The sequence below is a fragment of the Mycobacterium sp. NPDC004974 genome (assembly GCF_053600815.1).
In genome coordinates this window covers 249,882-267,149 of sequence record NZ_JBSGAQ010000004.1, presented here as the reverse complement: position 1 = coordinate 267,149, position 17,268 = coordinate 249,882, and the positions used below count along the sequence as shown (strand labels likewise).

The window sequence follows — 17,268 nt, the reverse complement described above, 5'->3', positions numbered from 1 at the left end:
GCGCGGGGCGGGCAGAAACGGCTGAATTAGACTCCGGCTGTGAGCCAGTGGGGGAGTTCGCCGTGGGGCGACAACGATGGTCAGCCCGGTTCCTCGCCGTTCGGTCCGCCGGTATTCGGCGCCGCCCCGGGGTTCCCGTCTCAGCCACCGGGGTACGGGTACCCGCCCCAGTTCACACCCCCGCCGCCGGAGGAGGATCGCCGACGCAGGGCGAAGGTGATCGGGATGATCGTCGCGGCGGTTGTGGTTGTTGTGGCGCTGGTGGTCGGCGGGGTCCTGGCCTGGACGTTCGGTTCGGGGTCGCAGCCGTTGTCGGAGGCCGATACCGCGGCCGGTCGGGCCGAGATCGCTGCGGAGGAGCGTCCGCCGGGCGCGGTGAAGGCGCCCACCCTGACCAGCGCGCCCACCACCCCGCTGTGGACCTATCCGCCAGGCGGGAACACCCTCGGTCTTGTCCACGTCCTGGGCGGTGATGCCAAGACCGTCATCATCATGGTGGACGGCTCCATGATGGTCGCGCTGGATGCCGCCAACGGCTCACCGCGATGGCAACAACCGTTGCGGAGCATGCAACAGCGTTGTGTCATCGGCACTTCGGGCCAGGTCGCCCTCTGCACCAACGGAGGGGAGGCCATCCTCATCGACATGGCGACTGGTGTGACTAAGGAATCGAAGCGGGCCAAGGGGGGCCCCGCCGAAATCTACGGCGGCGCCGGTGTGTTGGCCGCGAATCTGCAAGAAGAATTCACGGTGTTCGATGATCGGGGACGGCAGCTGTGGTCGAAGCCGTTAGCGGGGAGGACCTCCGTGTTCCTGGATCAAGGCATCGTAGCCGGCGCGGCCGGTACCACGACGACGTTCTACGACGCCAAGACCGGCGACCAGCTGTTCGCGGTCGATGAAAGCGACGGAGTAGTTGCCACCAGTCGCGGCATTGCTGTGTCGGTGTATACCAACGGTGTTTCGTCGGACAAGCGGCGACCCAAGCAGCATATCGACTTCTACTCGTTCACCGGCAAACTCGCCTGGCGGATTCCTGCAGATCGGGGCTATCGGCTTCCCTCCACCACGGAGACGGGCGGCTTCGAGTTTCGGAGATGGGCGAAGTATTCGACGTCGGGTGTCACATCGCCAATCGTGTACAACCAGGAGAAGAATGAGATCGCCGGGGTGGATGCCCTGACCGGAGAACTCACGTGGACCCAGCAGATTCCGCTGCCTCAGGAGGCGAGTGTCAGCCTCGGCGGTTTTGGCAATCTGTGCGTTGTTTCGTACACGACTGGCACTGCCGGGGCAATGCGGGTGCGAGACTGCAGTGACGGTACCGGTGCGTTTCTGGACAGGTCGAAAATCGTCGTACTCATCGCCGCGAACGGCACCCAGATTCTGGGCAACGGTGACCCCGACCCGGCGAGCCGCAGTCGCTTCGGTCCGGCGACCGCCTTTGACTCCGCAACCGGCCGGCCGTTGTGGCAGTTGCCCAGCGAGCTGCAGGGGGTCACCTGGGTGGGTGAAGGGCTGTATTGCGACGGGTTCTACGGCATCCAGCGGCTGGCCTGAGCCGGTGCCGGAGGCCTGATAAATGTGACCTGACAGGAGGGTATCCATTCCCGCTACGTCTTGGACACCGGAACAGCGTGCCATGTATGAAACGGTGGGCTAGTCGTTGGCTAGTGCGGCAGACCAAGATTCAAATCTCGTCACGAATACACCGCATAGAACAGTTCGCATGCTGAATGAGCAGTGGTTCATGAGCGGCGAAGTGCCCCAGATCCCCTTCGGTACGGACCCAATCGGCACGACCTTCTCGGAAATAGTCGGATTTCCAGCGATCAGAGTTCACCTACCAATCCAAGACCCGCATGATCTTTCGGCGCGGCGACGGCCCGGCGGTCATCGTCATCGCCGAAATGCCCAGCATCACCCCCCAAAGTCCTCGACTTCGCCCGCAAGGTCAGCGGGATCGTTTGCACAGCAGTCCTTCCGCTTCTGTTCGGAGTCCCCGGCCGCGATCCGAACCCAGACGCGCACGGTCCGGCTGCCTTCGTGGCGAACGCAGTCAGCACCTCGTCGAGGCCTTCGGCTACGGCTGGAGCGACCTCGAGCGGTTCACCATCAACGCGATGAAGTCGGCCTTCATCCCGTTCGATGAACGGCTCGCCCTGATCGACGAGGTGATCAAACCCCGGTACGCGGTGCTGGTCGGCTGAGCGGCCGGCAAACCCAGCCCGGCGAAAAATATTCGACCGAAGTGTGTAACAGCTGCGCTTGCGGCTGCGACAATTCAGCAAGCGCGACAATGTTCGCGATCGGACAACGTCGCGACCTGCTCCACTCCGGTTGAACAAGGAGAACCCATGGCCAGACTCATCACCACCGTGTTGTCCGGAGCAGTACTGGCTACCGCCGCGGCGGTCCTCCCGCTGGTCGCCGTGCCCACCGCCGGTGCCGACGTATGCGCCGGTGCCGACGGGCGCCACTTCGCCGCAGGCGGGTGTACCAACGTCGCCGGCGATGTTGCCACCGGAGCTGCCATCGCGGCGGCACATGTCCCGTATGTTCCGGGCGAAGTCCCTTGCTACACAGTCGAAGGCGTGCCCTACTACACGCCTCCGGGCGACCCCTGCTGAGAATTTCCCTTCTGACTGGCGCGGCAGTGAACTGCCGCGCCAGTGACGTTCGCGATGAGGAGTGTGGATGAGGTATCTGGCGTACGGACTGACCGCCTTACTGCTTGCTTCGGTCGTCAGTTGTGGCGGGTCCGACCAGCCGCCGACCGCGGCGCCGACACCGGAGATGGTGCGCCAGATCGCCAAGGAGGCTTACATATACGGCTTCCCGATGGTCGACTCGTACCGCATCCAGCACGCCTACTTCGTCGACAAAGCCAATCCCCAGTACCGGGGCGACTGGAACCAGACGCACAGCATCGCGCGGGTGTTCACCCCCGAGGACACCACGATCCAGACGCCCAATTCCGATACGCCCTACACGATGCTGGGCGCTGATCTGCGAGCCGAACCGTTGGTGCTCACGGTGCCGCCGATCGAGGCCGGCCGGTACTACTCGCTGCAGTTCATCGACAGCTATACCTACAACTTCGCCTACGTGGGTAGCCGCACCACCGGAAACGGCGGCGGCAAGTACCTGTTGGCCGGCCCGGGTTGGAAGGGTGACAAGCCCGCAGGCATCACCGACGTGATCCGCTCCGACACCGATTTCGCGTTGGTCATCTACCGCACCCAGCTGTTCGATCCCGATGACATCGACAACGTCAAGAAGATCCAGGCCGGATACACCGTCGAGCCGCTCTCGGCGTTCGTCAAACAGCCCGCTGCGAGCGCCCCCGCGGTGGATTTCATCGCGCCACTGACTCCCGACGAGCAGAAGACCTCGCCCAGGTTTTTCCAGATCCTCAACTTCCTCCTGAAGTACGCGCCGGAAGTGCCGTCGGAGACGGACCTTCGGGCTCGCTTCGCGACCATCGGCATCGGCCCCGACGGAGACTTCAACCCCGACACGATGAGCAAGGAAACCCTGCAGGCCGTGCGGGACGGGATGGCCGACGCCTGGACCGAGCTCAACACCTTCAAGAAGGACAAGTTGGACACCGGGCAGGTGACCTCGAGTCAGCTGTTCGGTACCCGGGAAGCGCTGAAGGACAACTATGTGTACCGGATGGCCGGTGCGGTGCTCGGCATCTACGGCAACTCCAGCGCCGAGGCCATCTACCCGGTGCTGGCCGTCGACTCGACCGGGGCGCCGTTGACCGGGGCCGACAACTACACCGTGCGGTTCGCGCCGGGGCAGTTGCCGCCCGTCAACTCGTTCTGGTCGACCACCATGTACAAGATGCCGCAGAGCCTGCTGGTCACGAACCCGATCAACCGGTATCTGATCAATTCACCGATGTTGCCGAGTCTGATCAAAGACCCCGACGGCGGCGTCACGATCTACGTGCAGAACCAGTCGCCCGGCCAGGACAAGGAGGCGAACTGGCTGCCCGCGCCGGCCGGCCCGTTCCAGATGATCCTGCGGTTGTACTGGCCCAAGGAAGAGGCGCTCAACGGCACCTGGCACGCACCGAAAGTCCTCAAGAGCTGACCGGTGCGCGGTAGGTCAGCCGCGCAACGCCCTGCGGAGCACGTCGGCGAAAGCCCCTGGTGCGCCCATGAATCCACCATGGTCGCCCGGGAACATCACCGGACGTGCACCCAGCAGGTCGGCCAGGGCAACCGTGGTCCGCTGGGTCAGCAGATGTCCGGACTCCTCGCCGAGCCCCACCACGACCTGCCCGCGTTTCAATGCCTGGACGTCGGGCCGGAACCGGGTGGTGGACCGGAGTTCGTGGTTGAAGAAGTGCGCCGCGTCGCGCAGTTCCTGATCACTGGGCTCCGCCACTTCCGGCATCTGCGGCGCACCGGCCGGAACGTCGAAGCCGGCATTGGCCATGAACTTGCCCCACGCCGCGAACATCCCGTCCCGGTTGAAGGTGGCGATGATGTCCTCGGTGGCGGCGCGCTGCTCGGCGGCGTCGGGCAGCAACTCGAGTAGGGGAGGCTCGTGCGCCACGAGTGTGCCCACCCGGCTGGGGTGCCGGGCGATCAAGGCCAACCCCGTCACCGCGCCGCCGGACGAGCCGAAGACATCGGCTGAGGTGGCGCCCAGGTCATCGAGGATCGCCGCGGCGTCATCGGCCCTCAGCTCCGGGGTCGAGTCCTGGTCCGGATCGTCGACGGAACTTCCGGCGACGCCGCGTGGGTCGGCGGTAACCACGGTGTGGTTACCGGCCAGCGCGTGCGCCAGCGGCGCGAACTCGGCGGCCGCCATCGGGGCGCCGAGAATCAGCAACAGCGGGCCCGTACCCCGTACCTCGTAGTGCAGGCGGGCACCGGGAACCGAGACGGTGTGGGTGGAGAGGCTGGTCGATGCGGTCATGAGTGGTCTGACCGCATCCGCGGCCAGAACTCATCGCCGCAGCGGCTACTCCGCCCGCAGGCGCGACTCCACGAACCGCTCCAACGCGTCCCACTGCTCGACGGCCTTGGCGTACGGGGCCTCGGGCTTATGGGCGTTCTCGTCGCCGAGCACATAGGTCACGAACTTGCCGAGCGCCTTGGTGTCCGCCAACGTCTCGTCGACGGTCTTGTCCTCGGAGTAGTCGCTGACGTCGCGCAGCAGTTCGACTGCCAGCTCCAACTGGTCGTGGTCGACCGCGTCGGGTCCGTCGGCGATGTCGTCGGAGATGCCGGACAGGACGTAGACGTTCTCGTCGGCGACGTCCACCCGCAGGGAGCCGTCGGTGGCGGCGGTCCTGATGTCGTCGTAGGTGGCCAGGTCCGACAGGTCGTGGTCGTGTTCGTCAGCCAGGTAGCGGGCCAGTGCACGCTCGGAGCTGAACACGCTGATGCGACCGTTGCGGCCGAGGAAGACCGGATCGTCGTCGAGGTAGCAGCGCAGGGTGTAGACGGTGCCCGAGCCGGTCATGATGCGGACCGGGTCGATACCGACCTTCTGCCAGAAGTCCTCGTCGTCACCCAGGACAGCGGTGTCGGCAGCGCTTCGCACGGGTTCGCCCGCGTCTGCGGTGTCGTCTTCGTCGTCGCCCTCGGTGTCTTCGGTGTCTTCGGCGTCAGCGTCGACAGCGAGGTCGTCCTCGTCCTCCTCGGGAGCGTCCTCCTCGAGCTCGGCCTCGGCCTTCTTGACCGCGTCGGCGTCGATGTCCTCAGGGATGGTCACGATCTCGTCGATGGCGTCGAGCACGCCGTCCCAGCCCCGGGCGATCACGGCTTCGATCTCGGCCCAACGCTTGCGCCCAGAGCGGCCGGTGAAGCCTTCCAGCCCGCCGCCGAGCGTGCCGAGCACGGGGTTGCCGTTGAAGAACTTGCTGATGGCCGCCAGTTCACACACCGAGCCGATCGACGACACCACCACCAGGGTGCGGTGCAGGCTCGCGACGGACTCCTCGGTCGGCTTGTCGGCGACCAGGTCGGGCACCCCGACGATGTCGTACTCGCGGTCCTCCGACGGCTGCAGCTTGTGCGCGTTGGCCGCGGCCAGCTTGTCCCACTTCGGGTGATCGGCGAGGTCGTTGTCGGTGTTGGTACGGACGAAGGCCGCCAGTTCGGCGACCGATTCGAACGCATACAGGGCGTCACCCTCACCCAGGAAGGCCTCCCACTCGTCGCCGGCATCGCGCCAACGCGGAGCCCACAGTGTGTAAAGGTCACCCTTGGTGAGCCCGAGCCGGACCGGCACGATGTCAGCAGCCATGCGGCACAGCCTAATGGGGTGCCTCCGACGCCAGTCAGGTTGTCTCCCGTTCGAGGTGGACACCAGGTGCGAGTACCGAGGACGCGATATCGGAGACATCTCTGACCTGCGGTGACACGATGGCGGTGTTCGGCGCACCGATCGCGGCCGAGGTCGCCCGTCGGGACGGGATCGATCTGCGCTTGCGTGTCGGCTTGACGGTGAGCACGTCGGGTTGGCGCAGCGGATGGAGTCGGTGCTATGGGCGCGGGGAGACGACGGCGCCTACCGAGACACTCGGGATCGCTACCGGGCGCTGGCAATGTCGCTGGGTTTCGAGCATCTGAAATGGGCCGACGTGCTGCCCTGACCGTTCACGCCGTGGGGCGCCAGAAACCCTGAAAACCCTGACCGGCGTTCGTGGTTCGGACGGGCGACAGTCTGACCGGATCCCCGGCCTCGATCATCGTATTCGCGCCGACGATCATCGCGACGTGCCCGTCCCATACCGCCAGATCACCCGGCCGCAGCGTTCCTGCCGACACCGCCTTTCCGATGTCCTGTTCCTGGGCCAGCCGTGGAATGTCCAGTCCGGCTTCGTGATAGGCCCATTGAGTCAATCCACTGCAGTCCAACCCGACGCCTGGCGTGGTGCCGCCCCACCGGTAGGGCACACCCACCTGGGTCAGCGCGTGCCGGACGGCGCTGGCCGCGACGGCATTGGGCGCCACCGCAGTGGTGCCGTCGGGCAACCGCACCGCCACGCCCTCGCCGAACATCCCGGGGTCACGCAGTCCGACCGGGGCTTCGGAGCGATCGGCCCCCGATGCCGCCGGAAGATCCGCGGCACCAGTCCAACCGCTCACCGGGGTGGCGGACGGCGCACCCCCGGAGAACCCCGGCGAGGCCGGTGCGACACCGCCGGCACCGGCCGAGAAACCTGCCGGGGCCGGGGCGTTGATGGCGCCGGTGACGGCACCGGCCTGATGGTCCAGTTCGGCGCGTAGTTCGTCGACGACGGCCGACGCCTCGGTGACGGCACGTCGCGCCTCGGCCTGCAACTCCTGGGCCACGCCGGGCTCATCAAGGTGCGGAGCCAGTGCGGCGGCGCGTTCCTCGAAGCGGTCGATGATCGCCTGCAGCCGTGACCTCGCTTCGGCCACCGCCGAGCCCGCACGGCGGGCAGCAGCGCTCAGTGCCTTCGCCTCCTGAGCCAGGCCGGTCACCTCGGCGGCGGTGCCCGTCGCGAAATCGGCGGCCGCGGTTGCGGCCGTACCCGACCAATCGGCAGCGGCGCGCTCCCACGATCGCCCGAGTGCGGCCGCGATATCCGACAGGGCCGAATGTGCGCCATCCAGGGCCGTCACGGTGGGACCGGTTTCCGGCCGGCCGCTGCCCACCATTTCCCGCAGTTCGTATAGCGGCGCGGCCAGCGCGGTGGCGGATGCGGGCACGGCTACACCCGCGGCAACAACTGGGCGGCCCGCTGACCGGCGGCGTCGTAGCCGGTGGCGGTGTTTCCGGCGCTGACGGCCCCCGCGCCGGTGCGTGCGCTCAACGTCGCGACCGCAGCGCTGTGTGCGCTGACGGCGTCGGCGAAGGCAGCGGCGAACCGTTCGCCGATCGGACCGAGGGCGGCCTCCGGTGGCGGCATCGATCGGAGGGCGGTGGCCACGGCGGCGAGATCGGCGGCGTGTGCGTCGAGGGCGTCGCCAAGGGCGCGGATGGCCGCCAGGTCGGCGCGCAGGGTGTCGGCGGGCATGTGGTTAGGACGCCCGCCGGCTCTGATCGGTTCCCCTGAATCGTGACCTGTCTCAGAAGGCGGTGCTCGCCGGTTTCTACCTCAGAGCTGCTCGTGCGCGAGGATGACTGCCCTACGGTAGAAATCGGCGCACATCACGCGAGATGTGCGACATCAGAACACATCGAGCGCGCCGTCCCGTCACCGGATCGATCTGCACGGCAGCGGTACCGACCGATAAGGTCAGCGCATGGATGTACGGGTCGTCGACCACCCCCTGGCCGCCGCACGGCTGACCACCCTGCGGGATGAGCGGACCGACAACGCCGGGTTCCGCTCCGCGCTGCGGGACCTGACCATGATGCTGGTCTACGAGGCCACCCGGGACGCGACATCCGAGCAGATCGCGGTGCGCACGCCGGTGACCGACACCACCGGCTCGCGATTGGCCAACCCGCCGTTGCTGGTACCGGTGTTACGGGCCGGGCTGGGGATGGTCGACCAGGCGCATGCCCTCATTCCCGAGGCGCAGGTGGGTTTCGTCGGGATGGCGCGCGACGAGACGACGCATCAGCCGACGCCCTACCTGGCGTCGCTGCCAGATGACCTGAGTGCACGGTCGGTGTTCGTGCTCGACCCGATGCTGGCGACCGGCGGGTCGATGGCGTACACCATCGACCTGCTGCGGGAACGCAACGCCGTCGACATCACCGCGGTGTGTGTGGTGTGCGCGCCGCAGGGGATCGCCGCGATTGAGAAGGTTGCCCCCGAAATGCGGCTGATCACCGCGACCATCGACGAAGGCCTCAATGAAGCCGCCTACATCGTCCCGGGACTCGGGGACGCCGGGGACCGTCAGTTCGGCCCGCGCTGAGGCGCTCTGGCCGTCAGGTAGGGCCGGGACAACACCAGTGCCGCCGCGGTGGCGAGCACGAGTATGTACACCGGCAGCAGATGGATGAAGGTGGTGTAGCCGATCGCGTAGTGCACGGCCAACGCCGGCAGCGTGCCCGTCACGAACCCGATCAACAGCGACCACCACACCCAGCGCTCGCCACGACGGAACCCCCACATCGCGATCATGGCGATCGCGAGCCCGGAGCCGATCAACGCGCCGCCGAATCCGGCCCGGTCGTGGGCGATGAAGCTGAGCAGCTGCGGGTCGGCGGACCGTAGGGCCGCACCGTGCGTGTGCATGTATCCCAGGTCGGTGGAGACGAATACGTCGGTCAGGCCGACGAACGAGATGGTCGCCCCCGCGACGGCGAGCCCGGCGCCCAGGCCGATGAACAGCAGCTGACCCCACAGCGCGCGCCGGCGCTGGGACTCCGGACCGTCGGGCAGTGACCGCCAGCGGGGCGGGTCCGGCTTGTTCCACACCGCGGCGAGCAGCATCGGGAACAGTGTCACCACCACCAGCGTGTGCAGCGGATCGACGAAACCTGTTCCGACGAAGTAGAACAGCGTGAGAAACGCGACCAGCCCCGAGATCAGCAGGGCATTGCGGGCCCACGCCAGGCCACGCCTGATCCCGCCCCAGCACAATCCGGTGTACAGCGCACCGAGGCCGATCATGTTGCCCGCCATGCTGATCCGGTCGTGCTGGATGAAATGCACCAGGTTGTCGTTGATCCGGCGCAGATCATCCACGCCGAGGCCGAGATAGGACCGGTCATAGCTCAACAACACCGGCCCGAGCGTGATGGCGCCCGCGCCGATACCGGCCACGATCAAGCCGAGTCCGGCCAGCACACCCCACAACCAGCCCGGCCAACGAAACGGGTTGAGCCCGGCATCGGCCAGGCTCGGCGGCCGCGTCGTCGTCCGGGAGGCCGCCTCGACGACGCGGTTGAACCAGCCCGGCCCGCTCGCCAGCAGCACGGAGGGCCGGGCCAGGACGACAGCGTCTGGATCCTGCAGCACCGCAACGGCGGCGGCGATATCCGGGTCGGTCAGATAGCAGTTCTCGCTCGTGTCACCGATGGCCACCTCGTCGACGTCATCGGCGAGCAGCTCGGCGACCTCGGCGGAATCCACCCGGGCGACGACACGGCAGCGCCGACCGGTGGCGGCCTGCCGCACGGTCTCGATATCGGCAGCCGTCACCGGTGCGATCTCGATGATGCCGGCGCCCTGGACCGGCAACACCCGCACGGCATCGCGGGCCACGGACGGCGGAACCACCGCTCCGAAGCGCTCGGCCCAGTCGGGCGGCACCGGCGGGTGATCGAATACCCGTGGAATCCATCGGTACCCACCCGCCTCGACCAGCGTGGCCAAGAACCGTAACGCCCAGCGCTGGGTACGACGTTCCCCGACGACCGCGGACGCGATGGGGCGAAGCGGTTGATATGTCCAGTCCGGCATCGCTTTTGCGGCTACCAGCGTGTTGCGGCGTCGGCCAGGTCCTGGCTGAGCTTCTGGGCGTGCGCCCGGGCGGTATTCAGGTCATCGGTCGGTGCGCAGCGGACTTCGGTGTAGGACTTGAGTTTCGGCTCGGTTCCCGACGGACGCACCACCACTCGGACCGAGGTGTCGGCGTCGCTGCCGGTGAAGATCAGGGCGTCGGTGCGCTGTTGTCCCACCCGCTCCAGCAGATCATCGACGGTGACGCCGATGCCGGCCAGTTCGGTCGGCGGGGCTCCGCGCAAACGGGTCATGGCCGCCTCGGCATCGTCGACGTGGCGCGTGACCGCCCCCGTCACGTGCACGCCGTGGACTTTGGCCAGATCGTCGAGGGCATCGAGCATGGTGCGACCCTGATCGCGCAGTGCGGCCACGAGGTCGGTAGCCAGGATCGCGGCGGTGATCCCGTCCTTGTCGCGAACCGAGGCCGGGTCGACGCAATGCCCGATGGCTTCCTCGTAGGCGTAGACCAGGGTGTTGCCGGGAGACTGGGCGCGGGCCAACCACTTGAATCCGGTGAGGGTTTCGGAGTGCTGGGCGCCGTGCACCGCAGCGATCGACGCCAGCATCCGCGACGAGACCACGGTACTGGCTACCAGGGCGGCTTCGCTGACCGGGCCCGGTTCGAGCTGAGAAAGGATGTAATCGCCCAGCAGCCAACCGGTTTCGTCGCCGGTGAGCATGCGCCATCCATCGGGTCCGGGCACCCCGACGGCGCACCGGTCGGCATCGGGGTCCAGCGCGATCGCGATCTCTGCGTCGACGTCGTCGGCCAGGGCCAGGAGCGCGTCGACAGCGCCGGGTTCCTCGGGGTTAGGGAAGCTGACCGTGGGGAAGTCCGGGTCGGGGTTGAACTGTTCTTCGACCACGTGGACGTCGTCAAATCCGGCCAGGGCCAGTGCATCAAGGGCGTACTCGCCGCCGACACCGTGCAGCGGGGTCAGCGCCACCCGCACCGAACCGGTGGTGCGCCGTACCCGGGCGGCCCGCTCCAGGTAGCCGTAGACCTGATGGAGGCCACCGGTTTCCACTGCGGCCCGGCGTATCTCGTCGGCGTGTGGGGCGCGGGCCACCGCGGCCTCGATCTCGTGATCGGCGGGGGAGATGATCTGCATGCCGCCGTCGAGAAACACCTTGTAGCCGTTGTCGGTGGGCGGATTGTGCGATGCGGTGATCTGGATTCCGGCCACGGCGGGAAGGTGCCGGACGGTATAGGCGACCACCGGTGTCGGGACCGAGGCCATCATGAGAAGGACCTGGAAGCCCTCGGCGGCAAGGACTTCGGCAGCCGCCAAGGCGAACTCGTCGGAGCGGTGTCGCGCGTCGCGGCCCACCACCACATGCGACCCGCCCAGGCCTCTGTCCTTGAGGACCTGGGCCAGCGCCCATGTGGTGCGCATGACGACGGCCAGATTCATCGCGTCGGGCCCGCCCCGCAACGGTCCGCGCAACCCGGCAGTGCCGAAGGTCAGCGGATTGTTGAAACGGCGGTCGAGCTCATCCGGGCTGCAGGCGGACAATTCGGCCGCGGTCAGCGGGTCGGGGTCATGTGCTATCCAGTCCGCGGCGGCGGTCGCGATGGCAGTCATGACCCAAGTGTGCCCGCAGTGGCGTCGGAGTACGCCAGCTTGCGCAGGACCGGTGCCACCAGCATCAGCAGATCGAATTCCAGATCGGTCAGGTTCTCCCGCATAGTGGCGTGCAGCCAGGCGTCCCGTTCGGCGCGGTCGGCCTGCAGCAACGACGTCCCTGCTGCGGTGATCTCGATGAGCTGACGGCGACGGTCGTGGTCGTCGGGACGGCGGGCGATCAGGCCGCGGCGGACGAGTTCGTTGATGCTGTCGGTCAGCGACTGCGCCCGGACGTGCAGACGGGCGCCCATCTCGGCCGGGGTGGTGGTTCCGCTGCGACTGGCCTCGCCGAGCAGTTCCAGCTGGCTCAAGGTCAGGCCATGGTCCGGACGGTGCCGCCGCATCTGACGGGTCACCGCCATCATCGACTCACGTAGTTCAGTCGCCGACGTCGCTGCCATGGAGAAGTTATACCTTGGCATTCATAGCGGTATGTGCATTTAGGACCCTGTTGGCCGTGAATAGTATGAAGACATCCCTTACTATTTCGGTGGGAGGTGCGAGACGGAGATGACGCGGATGCTGCGGTGGGCACTGCTGGCCATCGGGACTGCCGCCGTCACCGTCCCGCTCGACCTCGTCGGCGTTCCCTCGGCCGCGCTGTTCGCCGGGCTCGCGGTGGGCATCGTGCTGGCCTTGGCCGCGCTGGCCCCCGACCGGATGCCGCGCCCGGCCGGGGTGATCGCCCAAGGTGTGCTCGGTGTCTACATCGGCACGATGGTTCACCGAGACGCGGTCAGTGCGATCGGCTCGGACTGGGTGATCGTGCTGGCGATTGCCGTGGCGACGTTGGTCCTGAGCATCGTGGCCGGCGGGCTGCTCGGATTGCACCGTGATGTCAGCCCGTTGACCGGGGCCCTGGCACTGGTGGCCGGCGGCGCGTCGGGTCTGGTGGCCATCGCCCGCGAACTCGGCGGCGACGATCGGGTCGTCTCCGTCGTCCAATACCTGCGGGTCGCACTCGTCACCGCGACCATTCCGCTCGTGGTGACCCTGGTCTTTCACGCCGATCGGTCGCATCCGGCAGCAAATGTGGCCGAATCCGATTCGGCGCCTTGGTATCTCAGTCTCGCAATGCTGGCCGTCATCGTCGCTGTCGGCGCCGTCGGCGGGCGATGGGTCAAACTGCCCGGCGCCGGACTGCTGGGCCCGCTGGCCCTGACGGTGATACTGCAACTCACCGGTCTGTCCTTCGGGCTGACGGTCCCGGCGCTGCTCGTGCAGGCGGCCTACATGGTGATCGGCTGGCAGGCCGGCATCGCCTTCACCCGGGAGTCGCTACGCGCCATCGGCCGGATCCTTCCGCTGGCGCTGACCCTGATCGTGGTGCTCGGCGCGGCCACCGCGGGCCTCGGCGTGGTGCTGGCCGACGTCACCGGGATGACCCAACTCGAGGGTTACCTCGCAACCAGTCCGGGCGGGGTCTACGCGGTGTTGGCCACCGCGGTGGAAACCGGCTCCAACGTCACCTTCATCATCGCCGCCCAGGTGCTCCGGGTCCTGCTGATGCTGTTCGCGGCGCCGCTGATGGCCAGGGTGATGGCCCGGATGGCGGGTCAGAGGCGTGCGATCACCGAAGCCAGCAGGGAACCCATCCGGGTCGCGGACTGACGTCCGGCCTCAAGCACCTCGGCGTGGCTGAGCGGGTCACCTGTCATCCCCGCTGCCAGGTTGGTCACCATCGAAACTCCCAATACCTGCAGGCCGGCGGCCCGGGCGGCGATCGTCTCGTGCACCGTCGACATGCCGACCAGGTCGGCGCCCAGGGTTCGCAACATCCGGATCTCGGCCGGGGTCTCGTAGTGCGGGCCGGGCAACCCGGCGTAGACGCCCTCGGCCAGGGACGGATCGATGTCCCGCGCCAGTGCCCGCAGCCGGGGGGAGTAGGCGTCGACCAGGTCGACGAACTGGGCCCCGACCAGCGGGGACCGGGCGGTGAGGTTGAGGTGGTCGCTGATCAGGACGGGCTGGCCGACCTGGTATTCGGCCCGCAGGCCGCCGGCGGCATTGGTCAGCACCACCGTCGACACGCCCGCAGCCGCCGCGGTCCGCACCGGATGCACCACATGCTGCAGGTCATGGCCCTCATACGCGTGGATGCGCCCGGCCAGCACCAGCACCCGATGGCCGCCGATGCGCACCGAGTGCACCTGGCCACCGTGGCCGTCCGCGCTCGGCGGGGTGAAGCCGGGGACATCGGCCATCGGCACGGTGGCGACCGGATCACCGAGCTCGGCCACCGCGGGTGCCCAACCCGAGCCGAGCACGACCGCGACATCGTGGCGATCGACGCCGGTGCGTTCGGCGATGGCGGCGGCGGCTGCCTGGCTGGATGCCTGGGGATCGGTCACGATAGGCGAGCTTAACGGCCCTGAACACGCAGTGAGATACTGCGAGCATGCCGTCTGCCACCGCCTCGCTGAGCGTCGAGGAAGCCGTCAACCGGCGTCGTGGCGACCTCATCGAGCTCTCTCATTCGATCCACGCCGAGCCCGAACTGGCCTTCGCCGAGCATCGCAGCTGCGCAAAGACACAGGCGCTGCCCGCCGAGTACGGATTTGAGATCACCCAGGCCGCAGGCGGGCTGGACACCGCGTTCCGGGCCTCCTACGGCAGCGGCCCGCTCGTCATCGGGATCTGTGCCGAGTACGACGCGCTTCCCGAGATCGGGCATGCCTGCGGGCACAACATCATCGCGGCCTCGGCGGTCGGCACCGCGCTGGCCCTGGCAGACGTGGCCGACGACCTGGGGCTCACGGTGGTGCTCGTCGGTACCCCGGCCGAGGAACTCGGCGGCGGAAAGGTGTTGCTGCTCAACGCCGGAGTTTTCGACGACATCGCCGCAGCGGTCATGCTGCACCCCGGGCCGGTGGACATCGCCGCCGCCCGTTCGCTCGCGCTCTCCGAGGTGACGGTCAATTACACCGGCCGGGAGTCCCATGCGGCCGTGGCGCCGTATCTGGGCGTCAATGCCGGTGACGCGGTCACGGTCGCGCAGGTGGCGATCGGCCTGCTGCGCCAGCAGCTCATGCCGGGGCAGATGGTGCACGGCATCGTCACCCATGGTGGGCAGGCCACCAACGTCATCCCCGGCCGGGCCGAGATGCGCTACACCATGCGCGCTACCGAGATGTCTGCGCTGCATGAGCTGGAAGACCGGATGGCGGGGTGTTTTTCAGCCGGAGCACTGGCGACGGGCTGCGAGCACCAGGTCACCGAGATCGCGCCGGCCTACGCCGAACTGGCGCCCGACCCGTGGCTATCGGAGACCATCCGTGCCGAGATGCTGCGACTGGGCCGTAACCCGTTGCCGGAGAACGTGGAGGCGAGTGTGCCGCTGGGCAGTACCGACATGGGCAACATCAGTCAGGTGATGCCCGGCATCCATCCGGTGATCGGTATCGACTCGGGCGGGGCCGCGATCCATCAACCGGCGTTCACTGCGGCAGCGGCCGGGCCAAGCGCCGACAAGGCCGTGCTGGAGGGTGCGATCATGTTGGCCCGCACCGTCGTTCGGCTGGCCGAGACGCCGGCAGAGCGAGACCGGGTGCTGGCGGCGCAGCAGGGGAGGCGCGCTTCATGAGCGTGTTGCAGCATGCCGCCGCCCGGTGGTTGTCGGCGAACTATGACGAGATGGTGTCGTGGCGGCGGCATCTGCATGCGCATCCGGAACTGGGCCGGCAAGAGTTCGCCACCACCGAGTTCGTCGCCCGCCATTTGGCCGAGGCCGGGCTGAACCCCAAGGTGCTACCCGGCGGCACCGGATTGACCTGTGATTTCGGCCCGGAGGACGGTCCGCGCATCGCGCTGCGTGCCGACATGGACGCGCTGCCGATGGTTGATCGGACCGGGGCGTCCTACGCCTCGACGGTGCCCAACGTCGCGCACGCCTGCGGGCACGATGCGCACACCGCGATACTGCTGGGCGCCGCGATGGCACTGTCGTCGGTTCCGGAGTTGCCGGTCGGGGTGAGGCTCCTGTTCCAGGCGGCCGAGGAGCTGATGCCCGGCGGCGCGATCGACGCGATCAACGCGGGCGTCCTGAACGGCGTGAGCCGGATCTTCGCCCTGCACTGCGATCCTCGGCTGGCCGTGGGGCAGGTGGCCACCAAACCCGGGCCGATCACCTCGGCGGCCGATTCCATCGAGATCACCTTGCACTCGCCGGGCGGGCACACCTCCCGGCCGCACCTGACCGGTGACCTGGTCTACGGGCTGGGCACGCTGATCACCGGGTTGCCCGGCGTGCTGTCCCGTCGCATCGACCCGCGCCACGACACCGTGATGGTGTGGGGTGCGGTCAACGCCGGGGTGGCCGCCAACGCCATCCCGCAGATCGGCACCCTTGCCGGGACGATCCGCACCGCCAGCCGCGACACCTGGCTGACCCTGGAATCGATTGTGGAAGACACGGTTTCCGCCTTGCTGGCCCCGCTCAACATTTCCCACAGCCTCAACTACCGGCGCGGGGTGCCGCCGGTGGTCAACGAAGAGGTGTCCACCCGCATCCTCACCCACGCGATCGAGGCGATCGGCCCCGAGGCGCTGGCCGACACCCATCAGTCCGGCGGTGGCGAGGACTTCTCCTGGTACCTCGAAGAGGTGCCCGGCGCCATGGGGCGACTCGGCGTGTGGAGTGGGCAGGGCCCACAGCTGGATCTGCACCAGCCCACGTTCGACATCGACGAGCGTGCACTCGGCGTCGGCGTGCGCACGATGGTCAATATCATCGCCGCGTCTGCCTAGCCGGCTACGGCCCGATGTTGCGGGCGGGACGGGTGCGTAGATCGTGCACATACTGGTCGGGCGCGCCGGCGATCTCGGCGGCGTCGGCCATCACCCCGAGATAGCGGGCCGAGGGCAGGCCGCCCTCCCAGGCGTCGACCACGTACAGCCAGGCCAGTACCGGATCGGTGTTGGTGTCCGACGAGGTCCGGTCCACGCGGCAGCGGATCTTCTTGTGGAATCCGAGCTCGGAGCCCTCCCAGTGGTCGAGGCTCTGCTCGTCGGCCGGCGTCATGTCGTAGAGCACGACGAACACCTTCGCCAGCGGGTCCTCGACGACGGTCGCCAGCGCGCCTTCCCAGCCGATGTCCTCACCGCCGAACGTCAACCGCCAGCCGTGCAGCCACCCGGTACCCGCCATCGGCGAGTGCGGAGCCCGCTCGAGCATTTGCTCCGGGTGCATATTCGATCCATACGCGGCGTAGAGCGGCACGGTAAGACAGCTTAATCGGC

General features: G+C 67.8%; 17 protein-coding genes and 1 pseudogene. 9 read left to right on the top strand and 9 right to left on the bottom strand.

The window, feature by feature from the left end; translation table 11 throughout:
• Window positions 1-39: 39 nt before the first annotated feature.
• The 4 genes and pseudogenes from ACWEFV_RS12140 (at window position 40) to ACWEFV_RS12125 (ending at window position 4,104) form a co-directional block, all read left to right on the top strand.
• On the top strand, window positions 40-1,560 hold the full coding sequence (locus ACWEFV_RS12140; RefSeq protein WP_450070350.1) for an outer membrane protein assembly factor BamB family protein: 1,521 nt from the start codon (window positions 40-42) through the stop codon (window positions 1,558-1,560).
• Between the two features lie 506 nt (window positions 1,561-2,066).
• Window positions 2,067-2,210, top strand: a pseudogene (locus tag ACWEFV_RS12135) (adenosine deaminase); the annotation flags it as partial.
• A gap of 147 nt (window positions 2,211-2,357) precedes the next feature.
• Window positions 2,358-2,630, top strand: coding sequence for a hypothetical protein (locus ACWEFV_RS12130; protein ID WP_450070349.1), 273 nt, complete (start codon window positions 2,358-2,360; stop codon window positions 2,628-2,630).
• A gap of 67 nt (window positions 2,631-2,697) precedes the next feature.
• Entirely contained in the window at window positions 2,698-4,104 is a 1,407-nt protein-coding gene (locus tag ACWEFV_RS12125; RefSeq protein ID WP_450070348.1) for a DUF1254 domain-containing protein, read from the top strand.
• A 15-nt stretch (window positions 4,105-4,119) separates the two neighbouring features.
• Here the strand turns inward: ACWEFV_RS12125 and ACWEFV_RS12120 are convergent, their stop codons facing one another.
• Complete coding sequence (locus tag ACWEFV_RS12120) at window positions 4,120-4,938, bottom strand: alpha/beta fold hydrolase (RefSeq protein WP_450070347.1); 819 nt, start codon at window positions 4,936-4,938, stop codon at window positions 4,120-4,122.
• A gap of 45 nt (window positions 4,939-4,983) precedes the next feature.
• Complete coding sequence (gene satS, locus ACWEFV_RS12115) at window positions 4,984-6,273, bottom strand: protein export chaperone SatS (protein WP_450070346.1); 1,290 nt, start codon at window positions 6,271-6,273, stop codon at window positions 4,984-4,986.
• 226 nt (window positions 6,274-6,499) lie between these two features.
• Between satS and ACWEFV_RS12110 the strand changes: the two genes are divergently transcribed.
• Window positions 6,500-6,622 carry a hypothetical protein gene (locus tag ACWEFV_RS12110; protein ID WP_450070345.1) on the top strand — a complete coding sequence of 41 codons (123 nt, stop codon included), beginning with the start codon at window positions 6,500-6,502 and terminating at the stop codon, window positions 6,620-6,622.
• A 4-nt stretch (window positions 6,623-6,626) separates the two neighbouring features.
• On the opposite strand, the gene ACWEFV_RS12105 is transcribed toward ACWEFV_RS12110, so the two are convergent.
• On the bottom strand, window positions 6,627-7,706 hold the full coding sequence (locus tag ACWEFV_RS12105; protein ID WP_450070344.1) for an NlpC/P60 family protein: 1,080 nt from the start codon (window positions 7,704-7,706) through the stop codon (window positions 6,627-6,629).
• 2 nt (window positions 7,707-7,708) lie between these two features.
• Window positions 7,709-8,014, bottom strand: a complete 306-nt coding sequence (locus tag ACWEFV_RS12100; protein WP_450070343.1) for a hypothetical protein — start codon at window positions 8,012-8,014, stop codon at window positions 7,709-7,711.
• A gap of 229 nt (window positions 8,015-8,243) precedes the next feature.
• Between ACWEFV_RS12100 and upp the strand changes: the two genes are divergently transcribed.
• On the top strand, window positions 8,244-8,867 hold the full coding sequence (gene upp, locus ACWEFV_RS12095) for a uracil phosphoribosyltransferase (protein ID WP_135453132.1): 624 nt from the start codon (window positions 8,244-8,246) through the stop codon (window positions 8,865-8,867).
• Here the strand turns inward: upp and ACWEFV_RS12090 are convergent.
• From ACWEFV_RS12090 to ACWEFV_RS12080, 3 genes are read right to left on the bottom strand one after another with little or no spacing between them, the layout of a single operon-like run.
• Window positions 8,849-10,360 (bottom strand): hypothetical protein, encoded by a 1,512-nt coding sequence (locus tag ACWEFV_RS12090; RefSeq protein WP_450070342.1) that lies wholly within the window; start codon window positions 10,358-10,360, stop codon window positions 8,849-8,851. The genes upp and ACWEFV_RS12090 overlap by 19 nt on opposite strands.
• Window positions 10,361-10,371: 11 nt before the next feature.
• Window positions 10,372-11,988 (bottom strand): phospho-sugar mutase, encoded by a 1,617-nt coding sequence (locus ACWEFV_RS12085; RefSeq protein WP_450070341.1) that lies wholly within the window; start codon window positions 11,986-11,988, stop codon window positions 10,372-10,374.
• A complete protein-coding gene (locus ACWEFV_RS12080) occupies window positions 11,985-12,431 on the bottom strand; it encodes a MarR family winged helix-turn-helix transcriptional regulator (protein WP_450070340.1) in 447 nt (148 codons plus the stop codon). The genes ACWEFV_RS12085 and ACWEFV_RS12080 overlap by 4 nt, the downstream gene beginning before the upstream one ends.
• A gap of 109 nt (window positions 12,432-12,540) precedes the next feature.
• On the opposite strand from ACWEFV_RS12080, the gene ACWEFV_RS12075 reads away from it, so the two are divergent.
• Entirely contained in the window at window positions 12,541-13,641 is a 1,101-nt protein-coding gene (locus ACWEFV_RS12075) for an AbrB family transcriptional regulator (protein ID WP_450070339.1), read from the top strand.
• Here ACWEFV_RS12075 and ACWEFV_RS12070 read toward each other — a convergent pair.
• A complete protein-coding gene (locus ACWEFV_RS12070; protein WP_450070338.1) occupies window positions 13,587-14,381 on the bottom strand; it encodes a purine-nucleoside phosphorylase in 795 nt (264 codons plus the stop codon). The two genes, ACWEFV_RS12075 and ACWEFV_RS12070, sit on opposite strands and share 55 nt — an antisense overlap.
• 47 nt (window positions 14,382-14,428) lie before the next feature.
• Here ACWEFV_RS12070 and ACWEFV_RS12065 point away from each other — a divergent pair, with 47 nt between their 5' ends.
• The gene (locus ACWEFV_RS12065; RefSeq protein WP_450070337.1) at window positions 14,429-15,613 is read left to right on the top strand and encodes a M20 family metallopeptidase; all 1,185 of its coding nucleotides are present in this window, start codon (window positions 14,429-14,431) and stop codon (window positions 15,611-15,613) included.
• Window positions 15,610-16,776, top strand: a complete 1,167-nt coding sequence (locus tag ACWEFV_RS12060) for a M20 family metallopeptidase (RefSeq protein ID WP_135453141.1) — start codon at window positions 15,610-15,612, stop codon at window positions 16,774-16,776. The genes ACWEFV_RS12065 and ACWEFV_RS12060 overlap by 4 nt, the downstream gene beginning before the upstream one ends.
• Before the next feature lie 4 nt (window positions 16,777-16,780).
• On the opposite strand, the gene ACWEFV_RS12055 is transcribed toward ACWEFV_RS12060, so the two are convergent.
• Entirely contained in the window at window positions 16,781-17,248 is a 468-nt protein-coding gene (locus ACWEFV_RS12055) for a gamma-glutamylcyclotransferase (RefSeq protein WP_135453142.1), read from the bottom strand.
• Between the last annotated feature and the right edge of the window lie 20 nt (window positions 17,249-17,268).

Excerpts from the sequence above, each read along its gene's own strand:
- satS (WP_450070346.1), bottom strand. The coding sequence starts at position 6,273 with ATGGCTGCTGACATCGTGCCGGTCCGGCTCGGGCTCACCAAGGGTGAC.
- ACWEFV_RS12120 (WP_450070347.1), bottom strand. The coding sequence starts at position 4,938 with ATGACCGCATCGACCAGCCTCTCCACCCACACCGTCTCGGTTCCCGGT.
- ACWEFV_RS12110 (WP_450070345.1), top strand. The coding sequence starts at position 6,500 with ATGGAGTCGGTGCTATGGGCGCGGGGAGACGACGGCGCCTACCGAGAC.
- ACWEFV_RS12100 (WP_450070343.1), bottom strand. The coding sequence starts at position 8,014 with ATGCCCGCCGACACCCTGCGCGCCGACCTGGCGGCCATCCGCGCCCTT.
- ACWEFV_RS12060 (WP_135453141.1), top strand. The coding sequence starts at position 15,610 with ATGAGCGTGTTGCAGCATGCCGCCGCCCGGTGGTTGTCGGCGAACTAT.
- ACWEFV_RS12075 (WP_450070339.1), top strand. The coding sequence starts at position 12,541 with ATGACGCGGATGCTGCGGTGGGCACTGCTGGCCATCGGGACTGCCGCC.
- ACWEFV_RS12125 (WP_450070348.1), top strand. The coding sequence starts at position 2,698 with ATGAGGTATCTGGCGTACGGACTGACCGCCTTACTGCTTGCTTCGGTC.
- ACWEFV_RS12130 (WP_450070349.1), top strand. The coding sequence starts at position 2,358 with ATGGCCAGACTCATCACCACCGTGTTGTCCGGAGCAGTACTGGCTACC.
- ACWEFV_RS12065 (WP_450070337.1), top strand. The coding sequence starts at position 14,429 with ATGCCGTCTGCCACCGCCTCGCTGAGCGTCGAGGAAGCCGTCAACCGG.
- ACWEFV_RS12080 (WP_450070340.1), bottom strand. The coding sequence starts at position 12,431 with ATGGCAGCGACGTCGGCGACTGAACTACGTGAGTCGATGATGGCGGTG.
- ACWEFV_RS12090 (WP_450070342.1), bottom strand. The coding sequence starts at position 10,360 with ATGCCGGACTGGACATATCAACCGCTTCGCCCCATCGCGTCCGCGGTC.
- upp (WP_135453132.1), top strand. The coding sequence starts at position 8,244 with ATGGATGTACGGGTCGTCGACCACCCCCTGGCCGCCGCACGGCTGACC.
- ACWEFV_RS12085 (WP_450070341.1), bottom strand. The coding sequence starts at position 11,988 with ATGACTGCCATCGCGACCGCCGCCGCGGACTGGATAGCACATGACCCC.